This is a genomic window from Alloalcanivorax sp. C16-2, from assembly GCF_046507615.1.
Classification (GTDB): domain Bacteria; phylum Pseudomonadota; class Gammaproteobacteria; order Pseudomonadales; family Alcanivoracaceae; genus Alloalcanivorax; species Alloalcanivorax marinus_A.
Map to the genome: position 1 here is coordinate 58,821 of NZ_JBKFTL010000001.1, position 18,990 is coordinate 77,810.

General features: G+C 63.0%; 15 protein-coding genes. 8 read left to right on the top strand and 7 right to left on the bottom strand.

The window, feature by feature from the left end:
- Positions 1-112 precede the first annotated feature (112 nt).
- From ACLD02_RS00270 to ACLD02_RS00295, 6 genes are all read left to right on the top strand, one after another.
- Complete coding sequence (locus ACLD02_RS00270; RefSeq protein ID WP_203105510.1) at positions 113-1,267, top strand: homoserine O-succinyltransferase MetX; 1,155 nt, start codon at positions 113-115, stop codon at positions 1,265-1,267.
- Positions 1,260-1,856: a methionine biosynthesis protein MetW gene (gene metW / locus ACLD02_RS00275; RefSeq protein ID WP_203105509.1), complete on the top strand. Its 597-nt coding sequence runs from the start codon at positions 1,260-1,262 to the stop codon at positions 1,854-1,856. Before ACLD02_RS00270 ends, metW begins: the two co-directional genes overlap by 8 nt.
- A 14-nt stretch (positions 1,857-1,870) precedes the next feature.
- Positions 1,871-2,470 (top strand): RdgB/HAM1 family non-canonical purine NTP pyrophosphatase, encoded by a 600-nt coding sequence (rdgB, locus tag ACLD02_RS00280; protein WP_203105508.1) that lies wholly within the window; start codon positions 1,871-1,873, stop codon positions 2,468-2,470.
- Between the two features lie 26 nt (positions 2,471-2,496).
- Positions 2,497-3,642, top strand: a complete 1,146-nt coding sequence (gene hemW / locus ACLD02_RS00285) for a radical SAM family heme chaperone HemW (RefSeq protein WP_203105507.1) — start codon at positions 2,497-2,499, stop codon at positions 3,640-3,642.
- Between the two features lie 217 nt (positions 3,643-3,859).
- Positions 3,860-5,026, top strand: coding sequence for an efflux RND transporter periplasmic adaptor subunit (locus ACLD02_RS00290; protein WP_410297658.1), 1,167 nt, complete (start codon positions 3,860-3,862; stop codon positions 5,024-5,026).
- An 8-nt stretch (positions 5,027-5,034) separates the two neighbouring features.
- Complete coding sequence (locus ACLD02_RS00295) at positions 5,035-8,118, top strand: efflux RND transporter permease subunit (protein ID WP_203105506.1); 3,084 nt, start codon at positions 5,035-5,037, stop codon at positions 8,116-8,118.
- Positions 8,119-8,221: 103 nt separating this feature from the next.
- Here ACLD02_RS00295 and ACLD02_RS00300 read toward each other — a convergent pair whose 3' ends face one another.
- The 3 genes from ACLD02_RS00300 to mutM all read right to left on the bottom strand — a co-directional run bounded on the left by ACLD02_RS00300 (position 8,222) and on the right by mutM (position 10,135).
- A complete protein-coding gene (locus ACLD02_RS00300; RefSeq protein ID WP_410297659.1) occupies positions 8,222-8,779 on the bottom strand; it encodes an outer membrane beta-barrel protein in 558 nt (185 codons plus the stop codon).
- 7 nt (positions 8,780-8,786) lie between these two features.
- Positions 8,787-9,152, bottom strand: a complete 366-nt coding sequence (locus ACLD02_RS00305) for a hypothetical protein (protein ID WP_203105504.1) — start codon at positions 9,150-9,152, stop codon at positions 8,787-8,789.
- Positions 9,153-9,325: 173 nt separating this feature from the next.
- The gene (mutM, locus tag ACLD02_RS00310) at positions 9,326-10,135 is read right to left on the bottom strand and encodes a bifunctional DNA-formamidopyrimidine glycosylase/DNA-(apurinic or apyrimidinic site) lyase (RefSeq protein WP_410297660.1); all 810 of its coding nucleotides are present in this window, start codon (positions 10,133-10,135) and stop codon (positions 9,326-9,328) included.
- A 109-nt stretch (positions 10,136-10,244) separates the two neighbouring features.
- Between mutM and ACLD02_RS00315 the strand changes: the two genes are divergently transcribed.
- Positions 10,245-12,209, top strand: coding sequence for a hydantoinase/oxoprolinase family protein (locus ACLD02_RS00315; RefSeq protein WP_410297661.1), 1,965 nt, complete (start codon positions 10,245-10,247; stop codon positions 12,207-12,209).
- Between the two features lie 23 nt (positions 12,210-12,232).
- On the top strand, positions 12,233-13,435 hold the full coding sequence (locus tag ACLD02_RS00320) for a fatty acid desaturase (RefSeq protein WP_203105501.1): 1,203 nt from the start codon (positions 12,233-12,235) through the stop codon (positions 13,433-13,435).
- A gap of 51 nt (positions 13,436-13,486) precedes the next feature.
- Here ACLD02_RS00320 and ACLD02_RS00325 read toward each other — a convergent pair whose 3' ends face one another.
- From ACLD02_RS00325 to ACLD02_RS00340, 4 genes are all read right to left on the bottom strand, one after another.
- A complete protein-coding gene (locus tag ACLD02_RS00325) occupies positions 13,487-14,128 on the bottom strand; it encodes an outer membrane beta-barrel protein (RefSeq protein WP_410297662.1) in 642 nt (213 codons plus the stop codon).
- 41 nt (positions 14,129-14,169) lie between these two features.
- Complete coding sequence (locus ACLD02_RS00330) at positions 14,170-16,035, bottom strand: hypothetical protein (RefSeq protein WP_410297663.1); 1,866 nt, start codon at positions 16,033-16,035, stop codon at positions 14,170-14,172.
- 33 nt (positions 16,036-16,068) lie between these two features.
- Entirely contained in the window at positions 16,069-17,163 is a 1,095-nt protein-coding gene (locus tag ACLD02_RS00335; RefSeq protein WP_410297664.1) for a phosphatase PAP2 family protein, read from the bottom strand.
- A gap of 81 nt (positions 17,164-17,244) precedes the next feature.
- The gene (locus ACLD02_RS00340; RefSeq protein ID WP_410297665.1) at positions 17,245-18,990 is read right to left on the bottom strand and encodes a hypothetical protein; all 1,746 of its coding nucleotides are present in this window, start codon (positions 18,988-18,990) and stop codon (positions 17,245-17,247) included.

Genomic DNA, 18,990 nt, shown 5'->3' on the forward strand with positions numbered 1-18,990 from the left:
GGATTTCCCGGCGGGAGCGGCTGAAGCCACTCCCGCCACATCCATTGAGCGTGCATTGCACGGTCGGGGGGTGGCCGATAGACTTTGCCCCACCTTTGGATGGTTACCCGAAATGCCCGAATCGATTCCCCAGGACTCCGTTGGCCTGGTACAACCGCGAACCCTGCACGTCGACCAGTCGCTGGAGCTGGAGTGCGGCCGGGTTCTGCCCGCCTATGACCTGGTGTACGAGACCTACGGGACCCTCAACGCGGACGCCTCCAACGCGGTGCTGATCTGCCATGCGCTGTCCGGCCATCACCACGCCGCCGGTTACCACGGCCCGGACGATAAACGCCCCGGCTGGTGGGACAACTGCATCGGCCCGGGCAAGCCCATCGACACCAACCGCTTCTTCGTGGTCTGCCCGAACAACCTGGGCGGTTGCCACGGCTCCAGCGGCCCCACCTCCACCAATCCGGAAACCGGCCAGCCCTGGGGTCCGGATTTCCCGATGATGACGGTGAAGGACTGGGTGAAGAGCCAGACCCGCCTGGCGGACGCCCTGGGCATCGCCCAGTGGGCGGCGGTGGTGGGCGGCAGCCTGGGCGGCATGCAGGCCATGCAGTGGGCGATCGACTTCCCCGAGCGGCTGCGTCACTCGGTGGTGATCGCGGGCGCGCCCAAGCTATCGGCGCAGAACATCGCCTTCAACGAGGTGGCCCGCCAGTCGATTCTCACCGACCCCCATTTCCATGGCGGTCGTTATTATCTGCACGACACCTACCCTCGCCAGGGGCTGATCCTGGCCCGCATGGTGGGCCATATCACCTACCTGAGCGACGACGCCATGCGCATGAAGTTCGGTCGCGACCTGCGTTCCGGTCGCTTCCACTTCGGCTTCGACGTGGAGTTCCAGGTGGAGTCCTATCTGCGCCACCAGGGCGAGACCTTCTCGCGCAATTTCGACGCCAACACCTACCTGCTGATGACCAAGGCGCTGGACTACTTCGACCCGGCCCGGGAGTACGACCATTCCCTGGAAAAAGCCATGGAACAAACACGCTGCAATTTCCTGGTAATGTCGTTCAATTCCGACTGGCGCTTCGCCCCGGAGCGCAGCCGCGAAATCGTCAACGCCCTGGTCCAGGCGGGCCGCGACGTGAGCTACGCGGAAATCGACACGCCCAAGGGCCACGACGCCTTCCTGCTGCCGATTCCGGAATACACCAAGCTGTTCAGTGCTTACATGGGCCGCGTGGCCGGTGAGGTGGCCGCCCATGTCTGAGCGCGACGAGCTGCGTCTGATCAGCGACTGGATTCCCCAGGGCGCCACGGTGCTCGACCTGGGCTGTGGTGACGGCGCCCTGCTGGCGCGCCTGCGCGACGAGCGGGCGGTAACCGGTTACGGTCTGGAGATCGATCAGGACAACCTGGCCGCCTGCTTCGAGAAGGGCGTCAATGTGATCGAGCAGGACCTGGACAAGGGCCTGGGCAATTTCCAGAGCGAGCGCTTCGACTACGTGATCATGACCCAGGCACTTCAGGCGGTGCTGCGCCCGGACGCCATTCTCGACGAGATGCTGCGCGTCGGTCGCGAGGCGATCATCACCTTTCCCAACTTCGGCTACTGGCGCATTCGCGCCTACCTGGGGTTCAAGGGCCGCATGCCGGTGTCCTCGGCGCTGCCCTATGAATGGTACGACACTCCCAACATTCACCTGTGCACGGTGGCCGATTTCCAGGCCCACTGCCGGCGCAACGACATCCGCATCATCGAGCGGACCGTGGTCAACCGCCAGCATCGCAGCGGCGCCCTGACCCGCCTGTGGCCCAACTTCTTCGGCGAGATCGCCGTCTACCGTGTGACCCGCTGACGCGGAGATAAACCATGAACACCCTTGTGCTGGCTTCCGGCAACCGCAAGAAACTCGAAGAGATGCGCGCCATTCTGGCGCCCCTGGATCATGAGGTGGTGCCGCAGAGCGATTTCGACGTACCCGAGGCGGAAGAAACCGGCCTCACCTTCGTGGAAAACGCCATCCTCAAGGCGCGCAACGCCTGCCTGCACACCGGCCTGCCGGCGATCGCCGACGACTCCGGCCTGGAAGTGGACGCCCTGAACGGCGCGCCGGGGATTTTCTCCGCCCGCTTTTCCGGTGCCGACGCCAACGACGCCAAGAACAACAAGCTGCTGATCGAAATGCTCGGCGACCTGCCGGAGGCACCACGCACCGCCCGCTATCAGGCACTGCTGGTGATGATGCGCCATGCCGAGGACCCCACGCCGTTGATCTGCCAGGGCACCTGGGAAGGCGAGATCATACTGCAGCCCCGGGGCGAGCACGGTTTCGGCTACGACCCGCACTTCCTGCTGCCGGACCGGGGCCTGACCGCCGCCGAAATGGACCCGGCGGAGAAGAACCGCGTCAGCCATCGGGGACGGGCCATGGCGGAATTGATTGGCCGGCTGACGGGGGATCGCGGCTGAAGCCGCTCCTACGGCGCCGCCAGGCCATGAACGCCACCGACGATACCCTCGGCCTCTATATCCACGTGCCCTGGTGCGTGCGCAAATGCCCCTATTGCGACTTCAATTCCCACGAGCGCGGCGAGATTCCGGAACGGGCCTATCTGGCGGCCCTGCTCACCGACCTGGACCAGGACCTGCCCTGGGTGGCGGGCCGCGTCGTGGACACGGTGTTCATCGGCGGCGGCACCCCGAGCCTGATGAGCGCCGCCTTCTACCGCGAGCTGTTCCATGGGCTCCGTGAGCGCCTGGCGTTCAGCGACCACGCCGAAATCACCCTGGAAGCCAACCCGGGCACACTGGAGGCAGGGCGCTTCGCCGGCTTCCGGGAAGCGGGCATCAACCGGTTATCCATCGGCGTGCAGAGCTTCCACGCACAACACCTGGCCAGGCTGGGCCGCATCCACGGCCCGGAGGAGGCGCGGGCGGCGGTGGGGGAAGCCCGCGCCGCCGGCTTCGACAACTTCAACCTGGACCTCATGCACGCCCTGCCGGGCCAGACCACCGAGCAGGCGCTGGATGATCTGCGCCAGGCCCTGGCGCTGTCGCCCACCCACCTGAGCTGGTATGAGCTCACCATCGAGCCCAACACCGCCTTCTTTCGCGCGCCGCCGGAACAGCCCGACGGCGATCACCGCGCCGACACCGAGGAAGCCGGGCTGGCCTTGCTGGCCGATGCCGGCTTCCGTCGCTACGAAGTCTCCGCTTTCGCCCGGGACGACCGCGCCTGCCGGCATAACCTGAATTACTGGCGCTTCGGGGATTATCTCGGCATCGGCGCCGGCGCCCACGGCAAGCTGACCCTGCCGGACCGGCGGCTGCGTTATCGCAAGACGCGGCAGCCGGAACACTATCTCGCCGATCCGGCGGCGTCGCGCCGTCAGGAAACCGTCATCGAAGCCGCCCTGGAAGAGGCTCTGATGAACGGCCTGCGGCTGGTGGATGGTGTGTCCTCGGCACTGCTTGCCGAGCGCAGTGGCTGGTCACCACCGGAGCTGGACGCCGCCCTGGCGGCGTTCCGCCAACGCCACCTGTTGGTCGATGAAAAGGAGCGGGTGGCTTGCACGCCCCTGGGGTTCCGCCATCTGGATACCGTGCTCGAACAACTCTTCGCGCATCTGGCCAATCGCTGACGCGACGTCAAAAATCGATCCGCGCGGCGCATAGGCGCCATGGCCTCTGGCTCGGGGTCGACCGGGTGTTCACACTGCCATTTCAATATCCCATGACCGTGGCGTATGCTCTTCGCTCAGTTTCAGGCCACGGATGGCCGGCCCGGCGTCACGCGGGACGCCGCCCTCCGCGGGCACAAGAATCAAAAACACCGCCTTCTATCAGGGGTTTATACCGATGAGTAAGCGCATTATCAGCAAGCGCATGGTGATCATGCTGATCATCCTGGCGATCGTGTTCGGGGTGATCTTCGGCATCAAGGCATTTGTCAGCGTGAAGATGAACGAATTCTTCGACAACATGCCGCAACCCGCCGCCGCGGTATCCACCTATGAAGCCCGCCCGGACAGCTGGGCCCTGATGCTGGAAGCGGTGGGCACGGTCAACGCGGTGAACGGCGTGGACGTGACCAGTCAGGTGGCCGGCGAGGTGCGCAAGATCGAGTTCGAATCCGGCGACACGGTCAAACAAGGCGATGTGCTGGTAACCCTGGAATCCGCCGCCGACCGCGCCCAGCTCAATGCGCTGCAAGCCACCGCCCGGTTGTCCCGCCAGGAATTCGACCGTTACGAGCGGCTGTTCAAGCAAGGCAGCATTTCCAAATCCGAGCTGGATAACCGCCGCGCCCAGCGCGACCAGGCCATGGCCCAGGCCCAGGCCCAGCAGGAACAGCTCAACTACAAGACCGTGCGCGCGCCCTTCGACGGCCGGCTCGGCATTCGCCAGGTGGACCTGGGTCAGTATCTGCAGCCCGGCACCCCGGTGGTGAGCCTGACCCAGCTGGAACCGATCTTCGTGGACTTCTCCCTGCCGGAGCAGGAACTCAGCAAGGTGGAGCAGGGCTTCAAGGTACAGGTGCGGCTGGATGCCTTCCCGGACCAGAGCTTCGAAGGTGAGATCAGCGCCATTGAGCCGGGCGTGGACGCGGCCACCCGCAACGTGAATATCCAGGCCCGCTTCGAGAACGCGGATCGCAAACTGCGCCCGGGTATGTTCGCCAAGGTGAATATCCAGTTGCCCCAGGCGGAAGACGTGGTGGTGGTGCCGCGCACCGCGATCAGCTACGCGCCCTATGGCAATGCGGTATTCGTGCTGCAGGACGCCGACACCGGCAAGAACGGCGAGCAAGCCAGCGGCGAAGACGAACCCCGGAAAATCGTCAAGAAACGCTTCGTGAAACTGGGCCGCCAGCGCGGCGACCTGGTGGCCGTGGTGGACGGGCTCAAGCCCGGCGAGGTGGTGGCCACCAGCGGGCTGCTGAAACTGCGCAACGACGCCAAGGTAACCATCGAGAACGATGTGCGGCCTTCCGCCGACCCGACGCCGACGCCGGGTAACAGCTGAGGCCGCCCATGAAATTCACGGATATTTTCATCAATAAACCGGTGCTGGCCAGCGTGGTCAGCCTGTTCATCTTCCTGCTCGGCCTGCGCGCCGCCACCGAGCTGAACGTTCGCCAGTATCCGGAAATGGAAAACGCCGTGGTCACCGTGACCACGGTCTATACCGGCGCCGACGCGGACCTGATCCAGGGCTTTATCACCACGCCCCTGGAGCAGGAAATCGCCTCCGCCGAGGGCATCGATTACCTGGTCTCCACCTCACTGCAGGGGGCGTCCTCGATCCAGGCCTATATTCGCCTGGGCGCCGACCCCAACGAGGCGCTCACGCAGATCGTGGCCAAGGTCAACAAGATGCGCAGCGAGTTGCCGCAGGAGTCCGAGGACCCGACCGTCGAACTGGCGGTGGGCGAGGACATCGCCTCGATGTATCTGTCGTTCTCGTCGGAGATTCTCGACAACAACCAGATCACCGACTACATCGTGCGCGAGATCCAGCCCAAACTGGCCACCATTCCCGGGGTACAGCGCGCCCGCGTACTCGGCGACCGTACCTTCGCCATGCGCGCCTGGCTCAAGGCGGAACGCATGGCAGCCCTGGGAGTGACGCCCTCGGACGTGTACGGCGCCCTGCAGCAGCAGAACGTGCTGGCCGCGGTGGGCAGCACCAAGGGCACCAACGTGGCCCTGGACCTGAAAGCCGGTACCGACCTGAATTCCGCCCGCCAGTTCGAGCGGCTGATCATCCGTTCCGAGGGTAACGCCATCGTGCGGCTCGGTGACGTGGCCGATGTGGAACTGGGCTCGGAGTCCTATCAATCGTCGGTGACCTTCAACGGCAAGCAGGCCACCTTCATCGGTGTCGAGGTGGGCACCGACGCCAACGCCCTGGACGTGATCGCGGAAGTACGCGACGTTCTGGAAAACCAGATCTTTCCGCAGTTGCCGGAAGGCATGAGCGGCGACATCCCCTACGACGGCACCGACTACATCCAGGACTCCATCGACGAGGTGATCAAGACCCTGATCGAGGCGGTACTGATCGTGATTCTGGTGATCTACCTGTTCCTGGGTTCACTGCGTTCAGTGCTGATCCCGGCCATCGCGGTGCCGTTGTCCATGGTCGGCGCCCTGTTCCTGATGCTGCTGATGGGCTTCTCCATCAATCTGCTGACCCTGCTGGCCATGGTACTGGCCATCGGCATCGTGGTGGACGACGCCATCATCGTGCTGGAGAACGTGCACCGGCACGTGGAAGAGGGGCTATCGCCGTTCGACGCGGCCATCAAGGGCGCCCGGGAACTGGCCTGGCCGGTGGTGGCGATGACCACCACCCTGGTGGCGGTGTACCTGCCTATTGGGTTCATGGGCGGCCTCACCGGCACCCTGTTCGTGGAATTCGCCTTCTCCCTGGCCGGCGCGGTGCTGCTGTCCGGTATCGTGGCACTGACCCTGTCGCCGATGATGGCCGCCAAGATTCTCAAGCCCCACGATCCGAACCGGGAAGGCCATCGCTTCGAAAAGTGGCTCAACCGCCGTTTCGAAAAACTGGAGAAGGGCTACGAGCGACGCCTGCACGGCGCCCTCAACGACCGGCCGGTGATCTATGTGTTCGGCCTGGTCATTCTGGTGTCCTGTTACTTCCTGTTCATCAGCTCGCCCAGTGAGCTGGAACCGGCGGAGGACCAGGGCTTCGTATTGACCTCATCCACCGCCGACCCTTATGTGACGCTGGATTATCTGGAACCCTTCACCCGGGAGTTCAACCAGATCGCCGACAGCATGCCGTCGGTGGGCAACGTATTCCTGCTCAACGGCATCGGCGGCGGCGCCGGCACCGCCGCCTCCAACACGGCGCTGGCCGGCTTCGTACTGAAAAGCTGGAACGAACGCGACCAGACCACCGCCGAGGCGAACACCGAGCTGTCCGAGAAGATCAACAGCATCGCCGGCCTGCAGGTGGCCTCCTTCGTACCGCCGTCCCTGCCCACCGCCGGCGGCATGCTGCCGGTGGAATTCGTGATCGGTACCACCGAGCCCACCGAAAACCTGCAGGAGTTCGCCAACGAAGTTCTGGCCAAGGCTCGCGCCAGCAACAAGTTCATCTTCATGGACACCGACCTGAAGATCGACAAGCCGCGCTACAACATCGTCATCGACCGGGAGAAGGCGGCCAGCCTTGGCATCACCATGCAACAGCTGGCCCAGGAGATGGGCGCCATGCTGGCCGGCGGCTACGCCAACCGCTTCTCCCTGGAGAACCGTTCCTACAAGGTGATTCCCCAGGTGCAGCGGGGCGACCGCCTGACTCCGGAGCAGCTCAAGCAGTTCTATGTGCGCACCGGCGGCGGCGAGCTGGTGCCCCTGGCCACGGTGATCAGCCTGGAAGAAACCGTGCAGCCGCAGCAGTTGAAGCGCTTCCAACAGCTCAACTCGGTGACCATCTCTGGGGTGCAGCGGCCCGGCGTGACCCTGGGCGAGGCCCTGGGCGTGCTGGAAACCGCCGCCAACGAGGTGCTGCCTCCGGGCTACTCGGTGGATTACTCCGGCCAGTCCCGCCAGTTCAAGAAAGAAGGCAGTGACCTGATCATCACCTTCTTCTTCGCGCTGATCGTGATCTACCTGGTGCTGGCCGCCCAGTTCGAGTCCTGGCGGGACCCGATCATCATGCTGATCACGGTGCCGATGTCGGTGTGCGGCGCCATGATTTTCGTGAGCCTGGGCCTGACCACCCTGAACATCTACACCCAGGTGGGCCTGGTGACGCTGATCGGGGTGATCTCCAAACACGGGATTCTGATCGTGGAGTTCGCCAACAAGATGCAGGACGAGGGCATGAGCAAGCGCCAGGCCATCGAGCACGCCGCTGCCGTGCGGCTGCGCCCGGTGTTGATGACCACCGCCGCCCTGGTGCTGGCCATGGTGCCGCTGCTGATCGCCGCCGGACCCGGTGGCGGTGCCCGCTTCGCCATCGGCCTGGTGGTGGCCGCCGGCATGACCATCGGCACCCTGTTCACCCTGTTCGTGGTGCCGGCCATGTACATGCTGCTGGGCCGCGACGAAGGCCACGACGACAGCGACCACGCCGCCGCCTGACGGCGGGGCGGTGCCCTGCGGGGCACCGCCCCGCTCCCACGGCAATGAAAAGCCCCGCTACGTGGCGGGGCTTTTTTGTGTCCGGGCGGTTTGAAGCGCCGGGTCAGAACTTCCAGTAGGCCGAGGCCGCCGGGCCTTTGACGGTCACGTTGTCCTTGTCGTAATAGAACATGTACTCGAGGTTCAGGCCCACGCGCTCGCTGAGATCCATGTCCACGCCCGCGCCATAGGAGGAGTCATAGAACTTCTGGTCGACTTCTCCAAGGTCGGTATCGAGCTTTTCCTTCCCTTCCGTGTAGCCACCCAGCAGGTAGGGGGTGAAAGCGGTGTGGTTGGCCCAGCTGAGTTTGGCGTAAATGCCGTAGAAGTATTCGATGGCGTATTCGCCTTTGACGCCGGGCAAAGCGCGCAGGTTGTCCTCGTTCTTGTTGATCGTGGTGCCGGCGCGCATTTCCACGCCGAACCAGTTGTTCACCCGCCCACCGAGTTTGCCGATCAGTTCGCCGGTTTCGAACCGGTCGTCTCCGAAGAAGCGATCATTCTGCTCATGATGGCCGTAGCCCAGGGACAGATAGGCCGGGGAGGGTTCGTCCGCGCTCACGGGCGACAGCAGGCCCAGGCCGATCAACGGAACGGCCAGGGCGGCGATGTTGGTTTTCATTTCTGGATCAGTCCTCTTCCTTGACGCGATTCGCTTCCACCACCCGCTTGTCGGCCCGCAGCCGCTCATGCTGGCGGGGCGTGCAGCCCAGACAACGCACGAAGGCGGCGGACGCCGGTGTTTTCACCAGGGTGTCCGCGGCTTCCTGCGGGTTGCCGCCAATCAGGCTGAATGGCAGGGTCACCGCGTAGACGGCTATGCCCCCCACGGTGCCCACGGTCATGATCGGCCGCACGATCAGGGCATCGCCGAACATGGCGAGCGCCGACGGGCGAGCGCCATCCAGCTCCATGTCGCGGGCCTGGGCGGGACCGGCAAGCGAAAGCGTCGAGGCGAGAGCGGTGGCCGCGACCAGGCGCAGGGCTCGCTTCATGGTGGTTCCCTCTTGCTTGGAATCGTCGATGTGCTCCGGCACGCCCAGGGCGTCCACCGGGAGCTTGTTAATGTAATACTGCTATTGTCGTTCCTAAGTAATTCTTCTTCCGACAATCACATCACAATCTACAGCTTTGTTATGAGCCCGGCAATATGGCCGCCAGCGGCCCGTCAGCGCTGGCAGGCCGCGCAAAATACCGTGCTGCGCTGGCCGTGGCGGGCGCTCCGCAGGGGCGCCCCACACTGCCGGCAGGGCTGGCCCGCGCGGCCGTACACCAGCAACTGCTGGGCGAAATAGCCGGGCTGGCCATCGGCTCGGGTGAAATCCCGCAGAGTGGTGCCACCGGCCTCGATGGCCTTGGCCAGCACCGCGCGGATCGACAGCGCCAGACGCTCGTAACGGGCGCGGCTGATACGCCCGGCGGGCCGCGACGGATGAATGCCGGCCAGGAACAGGCTTTCCTGGGCGTAAATGTTGCCCACCCCCACCACGGTGGCGTTATCCATGATGAAACTCTTCACCGACACCCGCCGTCCCCGGCTGCGCCGGTACAGCCAGTCGCCGCTGAACGCCTCGTCCAGAGGCTCCGGCCCCAGGTTGGCCAGCAGGGGATGGGTCAGCCCCTCGGCCAGGTAGAGCAGGGCGCCGAAGCGGCGCGGATCGTTGAAACGCAGCAGCCGGCCGGAGTCCAGGTGCAGGTCCACATGATCGTGCTTGCGCAGCGGGGTGTCCGCCCCCACCACCCGCAGAGTGCCGGACATGCCCAGATGGATACCCAGCTCCAGATCGCCCAGATCGATAAGCAGGTACTTGGCACGCCGCCGCAGAGCGCGGATGGGCCGGTCGCGCAGCTCGCCGACGCGGGCGTCCACCGGCCAGCGGAGGCGCGGCTCGCGCACGGTGACGGCGGTGAGCACACGGCCAGCCACATAGGGCTCGATGCCGCGCCGGGTGGTTTCCACTTCGGGCAATTCAGGCATATTCGGTCAATTCAGGTCGGGGAATCCGGGGTCGGGGGCGAGTGCACGCCTCCACCGGGGACATTAACATGGGCCTCGCATTGTAGTGGACACGGAACACGGAGACACCATGGCGTACTGGCTGGGCGTGGATACGGGCGGCACCTTCACGGATTTCGTGCTGCTCGGCGAGGATGAGCCGCGCATTCACAAGGTCCTTTCCACGCCGGCCGCTCCGGAGCAGGCGATCCTTCAGGGCATCCGGGAAATGGGCCTGGAAGACGCCCTGGGTGCCGGCGAACTGGTTATCGTGCACGGCACCACGGTGGCCACCAACGCCGCCCTGGAAGGCCAGGGCGCGCGCACCGTGCTGGTCACCAACCAAGGCCTGGAGGACGTGCCGCTGATCGGCCGCCAGAACCGTCCGGAGCTCTACAACCTGACCCCCATCGCGGCGCCTTCCGCCCTGGGCGAAACGCCGGTGGAAAGCCTGCCGGCCCGGCTTGGCGCCGGCGGCGAGGAAATAACCGCCCTGGATGACCGGCAGATTCAGGAGCTCGTGTCGAGAGTGAGCGCCCACAAACCCGAATCCGTGGCGGTCAACCTGCTGTTCAGCTATCTCGACCCCGACCACGAAAACCGGCTGGGCCGGGCTCTCGAGGAGGCCGGCCTGACGGTGAGCCTGTCCAGCCAGGTGCTGCCTTTGCGCGGCGAGTACGAGCGCGGCCTGGCCACCTGGTTGAATGCCTGGTTGGCACCGCGCATTCGTCATTATTTGAATCGTTTGTCCACCCATACCCGGCCGTCACCGCTGACCATCATGCAATCCAACGGCGGCACCGTGGCGGCGGAACAGGCCGCCGGCCGCGCCGTGAACCTGCTGCTCTCCGGCCCCGCCGGCGGCCTGAACGCCGCCCGCCGTCTGGGCCGCGAGCTGGGCCGCGACCACCTTATGACCTTCGACATGGGCGGCACCTCCACGGACGTGGCCCTGCTGGACGGCGACATCCGCCTGACCCGGGATGGCCACATCGGCCCTTACCCGGTGGCGGTACCGATGGTGGACATGCACACCATCGGTGCCGGAGGCGGCTCCCTGGCGCGGGCCGACGACGCCGGCCTGCTCCATGTGGGCCCGCGCTCCGCCGGCGCCCACCCCGGCCCGGCCTGCTATGGCCGGGGCGGCACCGAACCCACGGTCACCGACGCCAACGTGGTGCTCGGCCGCCTGCAACCGGAATTCGCCCTGGGCGGCAGCCTCGCCCTGGACGAGGACGCCGCCCGGGCGGCGGTGAACCGGCTGGCAACACGGCTGGGCCTGGGGCTCGAGGACGCGGCGCGGGGCATCATTGATCTCGCCAACGAGCACATGAGCCAGGCTCTGCGGGTGATTTCCATTCAGAAGGGCTTCGATCCGGCGAACTTCACGCTGGTCAGCTTCGGCGGCGCCGGCGGCCTGCACGTGTGCGCCCTGGCCGATAATCTGGGTATGCGCCAGGCCGTGGTACCGGTACGTGCCGGGGTGCTGTCCGCGGAGGGGCTGGTGTACGCGCCGCGCAAGCGGGAGCTGATCCAGGCTCTGCCGGCGGACGCCGACGGCCAGGGCGTGGACACCCTGGCCCGGGATCTGGACCGGCACGGTCGCGCCGAACTGGCCGCCGAGGGCGTGGCCGAAACGGACATCGAGACCACCGTGAGCCTGGACCTGTGCTACCAGGGCCAGTCCTCCACCCTGGCGCTGCCCTGGGAAGGGGACGCGGCGGCCTGCGAGGCGGCCTTCCATGCCCTTCACGAACAGCGCTATGGCCACCGGCTGGCCCTGCCCGTGCGGCGCGTGAATGTCCGTGTACGCTGCCAGGCCGCGCCCCGTTCACCGGCGCCGGCGGCCCTCACGGGCGGTACCGGGGAGCCGGCCTGGCACGCCCGGCTGCCGGAACTGTCCGTGCCGGTGCCGGTCTACCGTAGAGAGGCCCTTAAGCCGGAACAGTGCCTGGAAGGCCCGGCCCTGATCTTCGAGCCGGTCGGGACGGTTTATCTGGCACCGGGCTGGCGGGCTCAGGTACACTTTCAAGGTCATCTGCTGATGACCCGCTAGTCACCAAAAAGATACTCATCCCCATGAACGACGTACTCAATTTCCTCTCCGGCGGCCTGCTCTCACCCGGCCCCTGGACCCTGGTTCTGATCACCCTGGCGCTCACTCACGTGACCATCGTCAGCGTGACCGTATACCTGCATCGCTACTCCGCCCACCGGGCCCTGGAGCTGCACCCGGCCCTGAAGCATTTCTTCCGCTTCTGGCTGTGGATGACCACCGGCATGGACACCCGTGCCTGGACCGCCATCCACCGCAAGCACCACGCCCGCTGCGACAGCGAGGAAGACCCCCACAGCCCGCAGGTTCTCGGCCTGCGCAAGGTACTGCGCGAGGGCGCCGAGCTCTACCAGGCGGAAGCCACCAACCAGGAGACCCTGGACAAATACGGCGCCGGCTGCCCGGACGACTGGCTGGAGCGCAACCTCTACCACAAGCACAGCGTGCTCGGCATTACCCTGATGGGTCTGATCAACGTGGCCCTGTTCGGCGTGGTGGGCATCACCGTCTGGGCCGTGCAGATGATATGGATTCCAATCACCGCCGCCGGCATCATCAACGGCATCGGCCACTATTGGGGCTACCGCAACTTCGAGTGCAGCGACGCCTCCCGCAACGTGCTGCCCTGGGGCATCCTGATCGGCGGCGAGGAGCTGCACAACAACCACCACACCTACCCGAACTCCGCCAAGCTCTCCGTGCGGCGCTTCGAGTTCGACCTGGGCTGGGCCTGGATCCGCACCTTCGAGGTGCTGCGTCTGGCCAAGGTGAAAAAGGTGGCGCCCAAGCCGGTGGTCGCCCGCGACAAACACACCGTGGACCTGGACACCCTTCGTGCCCTGGTGCAACACCGCTTCCAGGTGATGGCGCACTACCGCCGCGAAGTGATCAAGCCCGTGTTCGAGCAGGAAAAGGCGCGCGCCTGCGACGCCACCCGTGGCCTCTACAACCGCGCCGCCGCCCTGCTGCATCGCGACCAGCGCTTCTTCAAGGTGCGCCACACCAAACGCCTGACCACCCTCACCGAGCACAACTCGACCCTGGCGACAATCTACGATTACCGCCTGCGTCTGCAGGAAATCTGGAGCCAGACCAGCCACAGCTCGGCGGAAATGCTCGACTCCCTGGCGCAATGGTGCCGGGACGCGGAAGCCTCCGGCATCCACGCCCTGCAGGATTTCGTAAGCACGCTGAAAGGCTACCGGGTCACTCCGGCCCGAGCCTGAACCGGACCCCGCCCGCCGCTTGCCGGCGAGCGGGGCCCGCCTTTCCAGGCGCTAGTAACGCAAGGACACCCCCACGGTGAACAGGCTTTCCGTGGGCTTCAGTTCCAGAGCTCCGTCGAAATAGTCCTCTTCGCCGTAGCGCGTCTGGTTCCACTCCAACCGCATATCGAGATTCTCTTGCAGAGGCAGCAGGGCGCCGACGCCGTAGCGAATGCCGTCATGGTCCTGGTCGTCTGAATCGGCGCCACTGACCTCGTAGTTGGAGGTCTGCCATCCCAAGCGCAGATAGGGTGTGGCGCCTTCGAGGCGGCCACCCAGAAGGATGCCCAGGCCGTAGCTCACGTCGGATTCAACCCGCGCTTTATCGGTTACACCACCAGAACGGAGGGTTTCTTCCGCTTCCGCGTCGCGCATTCCCATGTTGGCTTCAATTGCGAAGAAACCATGGATAGAGCGCCACCCATATCCAGCAAAAATACTGCCACCCAACCCATCAGCCGCAAGCCCATCCAGGTTGTAACGAGCACCGAGTGCCGAAGAACTCATCTCGACATGATTGCTGGACCAACCCATGCCAGCCCCAATGAACCCACCCTCGCGCGCCATAACCTGCGAGGGCAACCCAAGCACCAGCGCAAGAGAGCCAGCAACCATGTACACACCCAACCGGTTTTTTCCATTTTGTTTTTTCATCGTTTCCTTCTCCTTGCTCCTTATGGTTTGAACTTTTTTCCTTAGCAGCCCTCCGGACCGCAGTACTCCAATAGTTCCACGGCGGGCTGGTCCGCGGCGATTACGTGAACCTGCGCCGTGGCCAGATCCACGCCCAGGGTTTCCAACAACGGACCGATCAGATATTGCGAGAGCGGCTCAAGCACACCATTGATGGCCGGACGCAGAATATCCAACGTGAAGTTAAGTGTATCTCCCAGCGGCAAACAGGCCAGGCTGGCGTGGGTAACCTCGATACCTTCCAACAAACCGCCCACACTCCGCGCCAGCACCTCGCCGGAATCGCCGCGAGCCTCCTTGGTAACCGCCTCGAACTGGTCCAATGGCAAATCATCGAAATACAGGGGCGTACTCGCCACTGAACGACCGGTTACCGGCGTCGACTCGATCTGAATATCCAGCAGCCCCCGGCCACAGGCTTCAATGGGTGGGTAACAGCAATCCCCATACTCTTCACCCAGTAAGCCGCTGTATTTGTAGTTCCAATCCACCCCTTCCCGCTCCACCGGGCAGGCCCAGTCCGCGATGGCCGGGAAACAAATATCGTCCGGCGGCTCCTGAGAGCCAAGCAGCAGTACCTCGATGCCATGGTAGCCATCACCCTTCATGGTGCTCAGGGTCAGGGCGCTGCGCTCCACCTCGAAATCAAAACCCACCTCGTTGCGGGTGCCGGCGGCACAGCGCCCCCCCACCAGCCTGGCGCGGGTGGCCCCCGTGGAAAGCTCTATGGGCACACGCAACCGTAACGGCGTGAATGCCGCGCCACCCAAATCCAGCAGGATATCCAGACGCAACCGGATATCGGCGCCGGTAACGGTGCCCATCCACTCAAGACCGTCCTCGCCTTCCATCATGCGGGCCGGAGCCACCACCGGCTTCGGGGTGTTGTCGATCTCCAGGGCGAGCTCCAGCTTGATGTTGTCGTCCAACCCCAAGGCGCCGGTCAATCCATCAAGATTCAACTCAATCACGCCATTTAAAGGCGGCTGCTGGGCCAGATTGAAAATCAGCGACGACACCACCTCAAGCAGCGGCACCTTGGCGCCGGAATCCACCGCGCTCTCACCCAACACCCCCACCACATCCTGCAGCTTTACGTTGGTATCGACACCCGGCGTGGCGATGATGTCATCCAGCAACCCGGCAGCGTCATAAGTCAAACCGTCCACCGCCTTAAGCGCGCCCACCACCACATAGGCCGGCACCTCGGAACCCAGCACCTCATCCAGCCCCAGGTGCGTCTCTTCCGCGATATAACCGACGATATCCTCCAGGTCACCCACCGTGGCCGCCAACTGCTCCAGGGACAACGCCCGCAGCGTCAACTGATTGTCACCAAGCACGGCGCGGAAAATCGGTTCCAGAAGCGGCGACCCCGCCGTTGATAACTGCGCGGTAAAAGACTCCGTGTAGAAAGTGGCATACACCTCCTTCCGCGCGGCGGCATCCGCGCTCAAGGTCACGGTACCGAACACACTCTCCGGCAAAAGCCGGCTGATCGGCTCTTTGCGCTCAATGTGCACCGCCACTCCATTGGTGAGCAGGTAGTTATCCTCCGGCTTGAAGGAAAGTACCTCAGCGCCGTTCGCCTCCACCACTCCGGCCTGCACCGTCATGGTCGACGCGCCCGCATCGAATCCCTGAGCGTTCGCGGCCACCGTCGCGGCATCGAGCATGGCCGCCTCGCCCGCGCCGCCACAGGCCTGCACACCGCCAGCCGCCGCCGTGGCGGCGGCATTCGCCTGACTCTGTAGTTTTTTCTGCAGGGACATAAGACGCGCCCCATCCAATGCCATAACACTCAACATCACCACGAGCACCATCAAAAGCGGCGTAATCACCGTCAAGGCACCCTTCTGCCTGCGCATAACAAATCTCTTCAAGAATCGAGTGACAAACTACTACCGGCATTCGTCCACTGTTGCCGGTATCCCCGGAGCAGCGCACTCCGGACTTTTCCTATTAGCTATGGCCACCGTTCGCCGCGACCAGGCACCAGCCAAAACCCAAATTATTGAAGTGGTAAAGATCGAGACGTACCCATCCACTAAGTAGTGCCACCCCAAGTGCACCGAACCAAGCAAAATAACCACGACATAGACAAACGCCAGAAGCCCCCACCAAAGCCCGGCGCGAGCAGCCAGGAGGAATAGAAGCCAGGCAAGGGAGACATGCATACTTGGCATCGCTGATATGCCCGAACCAACCGCAAAATCACGCTTTTCGTAGATACTCCAAAGATGATCCTGTGTCCCCACAGCCCACGCTGGCGCACCCTGGTAAGCGGCTCCAAGATAGGACATCAAACCTGAAAAGGGGTCCTGAAGATCGGGGAAAAGCCTCCCGAAATAGCAAGGCCCTCCTGACGAAAACAACAATGCCAACAACGCACCGTTAAGCAGCCACGTTGAAGCATAGCTTATTAAATACTGCTTTCTTACACTCGGATGACGCACATCAACGACCATCCAGGCCAAACTCCCCACAACCAGAAAAAACCATAGGTTATAAAGAAAGTTAACCAACTGAGTCAGCCCCCAGCCCTGGATGAAAGGCTGAACCCACTCCCATGGCTGCTTCCCCCCATGCAGCATCCTATCCAAGTCGGCCAGAAATGGGTCCCATTGATAAGGATTGATGGCGGGGATTAGCGTTTTAAATGACGACGCCGCGGAAAGAAAAAAACTAAACATCATCATGATAATGGTAATACGAAGGGGCCCAGCATCCAGCAGCACCCCTCTGGCCTGACGAACCATATCGGATATCGGCTTATCCGGCCTTGTGATTAGCATCAGCCAAACTCCTCTAAAAAAGAAGAGTATGAAGACGATATACACCATCGCCTGGATCGCTATTTCCGGATAAATAAATATCGAGAATCTACCCTGAAGCCCGTAAGCCCAGGCAACCCCTCCGATCACGGAGATGAAACCCAGAAGGAGAGTAATTACATCACCATCCTCCCGGATCAGGTCACGCAGCTCTCGCCTCAACCCATTTCGGAATCTATGCCAATCAACCCAGCCGCGTATCATAGTCAGTCGTTTGTAGCTCGTTATTAGTCGCCATCACGATCAGCAGCCATCAACTCCACAGTACTCGAGCAGTTGGACACTATTCTGATCCGCTCCCGTAACGGCAACCTGCATCGTTCCGACGGAAACACCAAGCGCGTTTAGCAACGGATCTATAAGGGTCGTACCCAAGGCATTTACCAACCCTTCTACAGTCGAGGCGATCACTTCCTCCAGACCGAGGAGGCTGGTCACACCATCCACTATCCCACTTACGAGATCCCCTATTCCGACCAACAGGCAACTAATAAGTCCACCGCACGCCGCCTTGTTATCAAATAACTGAACATTAATATCAAATTGATCCAAGTCAGCCTCAGAAAGCCCTCCCTGAGTGAACACGGAGGAAGGGTTATCTTCATTAAGAGTGTAGCCAAGCTCGACCCGCTCCGTTCCACCGCCAAGAGTCAAATCCAGGTTCGCCGTTATAGTCGCAAGGCCAACCCTGCCAGGCAGCGTATTCTCAAGCACCGCTAGAGACACGGGTCCTGAATTCAGGTTTCCGGAAGCGTCAATCTCACCGGTGGCAACTCTCGCAGCCTGCCCGGCAACATCGAGCCCCAAAGCAACTGAATTGGTGTTCGTTCCCTCAGCACAGTCAGCCCAAACAAGCTCCGCATCACCACCACCCGCCTCTACGGCCAACGGAAGCTCAAGTGTCAATAGTCCGAGTACGTTCAACTCGCTGGTCAGTGTAAGTCCAAGGTCTGGAGCATGAAGACGAGTAATCCAATCGCCCGCATCATCCTGGCGCGCCGGGCCAGTCACCACCGTCGGCGCCTTTCCAACAAAGAGACTGACCCGGGTGGAAGTGACATTAGGGATGTTTATCTGAGTGTCGGTCAGCGCCCCTTCGAGAAGCTGGCCTTCGGCGAGGTTGAGCACTAAGGCAATGACTGTATCGTAGACAGGCAGCCGGCTATTTTCAGGAACCTTGGTCGTGCCTACCACTTCAATAATGTCCGCGATCTTGATCGTCTGAACGCCCGCGGCCCCGATGAGCTGATCCAAAGCACCACCAACATCGTTCAGCCCATCATTGTCATCCAGGGCCTGCAGTAGATCGGCGACCAGGACATCCGTACTCAACATGGCTTCCAGGCTATCAACACCAAGAGAATCCAGAACATCTCCCAGGCGAGCCGTGGTCAGGGCAAGACTCTGAAAATCGGTGGGATCAATAGAAAATGGCGTTCCGCCATTGAGCACCTCACCAAGGATTACGTTCAGCAGGTTGGCCGTTTGGGCGTCACCGCCAAGCACGGCAGTACTACCGGCACCGCTCAACGTAGCGACCAATTCTTTACGGGCCGCTGCCTCCGCCGTTATCTTGACGGTGCCAAAGGTACTCTCAGGCAACAGGACGGAGATCGGCACTTCCCGCTTTTGCTCGACAACGACGCCATTACTCTTTCGAAGATCGGAAACCGGTTGAAAGGAAAGTACTTTCTCACCATCGCTTTCTATAACGCCGGGCTGGACAGATAAGGTGCCCTTTGAGGCGACATAACCTTGTGTCGTGGCAGCGCCCAATGCTCTTTGCTGGATAGTTGCAAGGCTTATTGTTTCTCCGCCGCAGGCCTGAGCCGCATCCGCGGCGGCCATCGCCGCCACATTAACCTGGCTTTGCATCTCCTGCCGAAGAGAATAAAGGCGGGCGCCATCAACCGCGAGCGTGCCGAGTATCACCACCAAAACCATAAGTAATGGTGTGACAAAGGTGAGAGCACCCCGCTGATTGCGCAT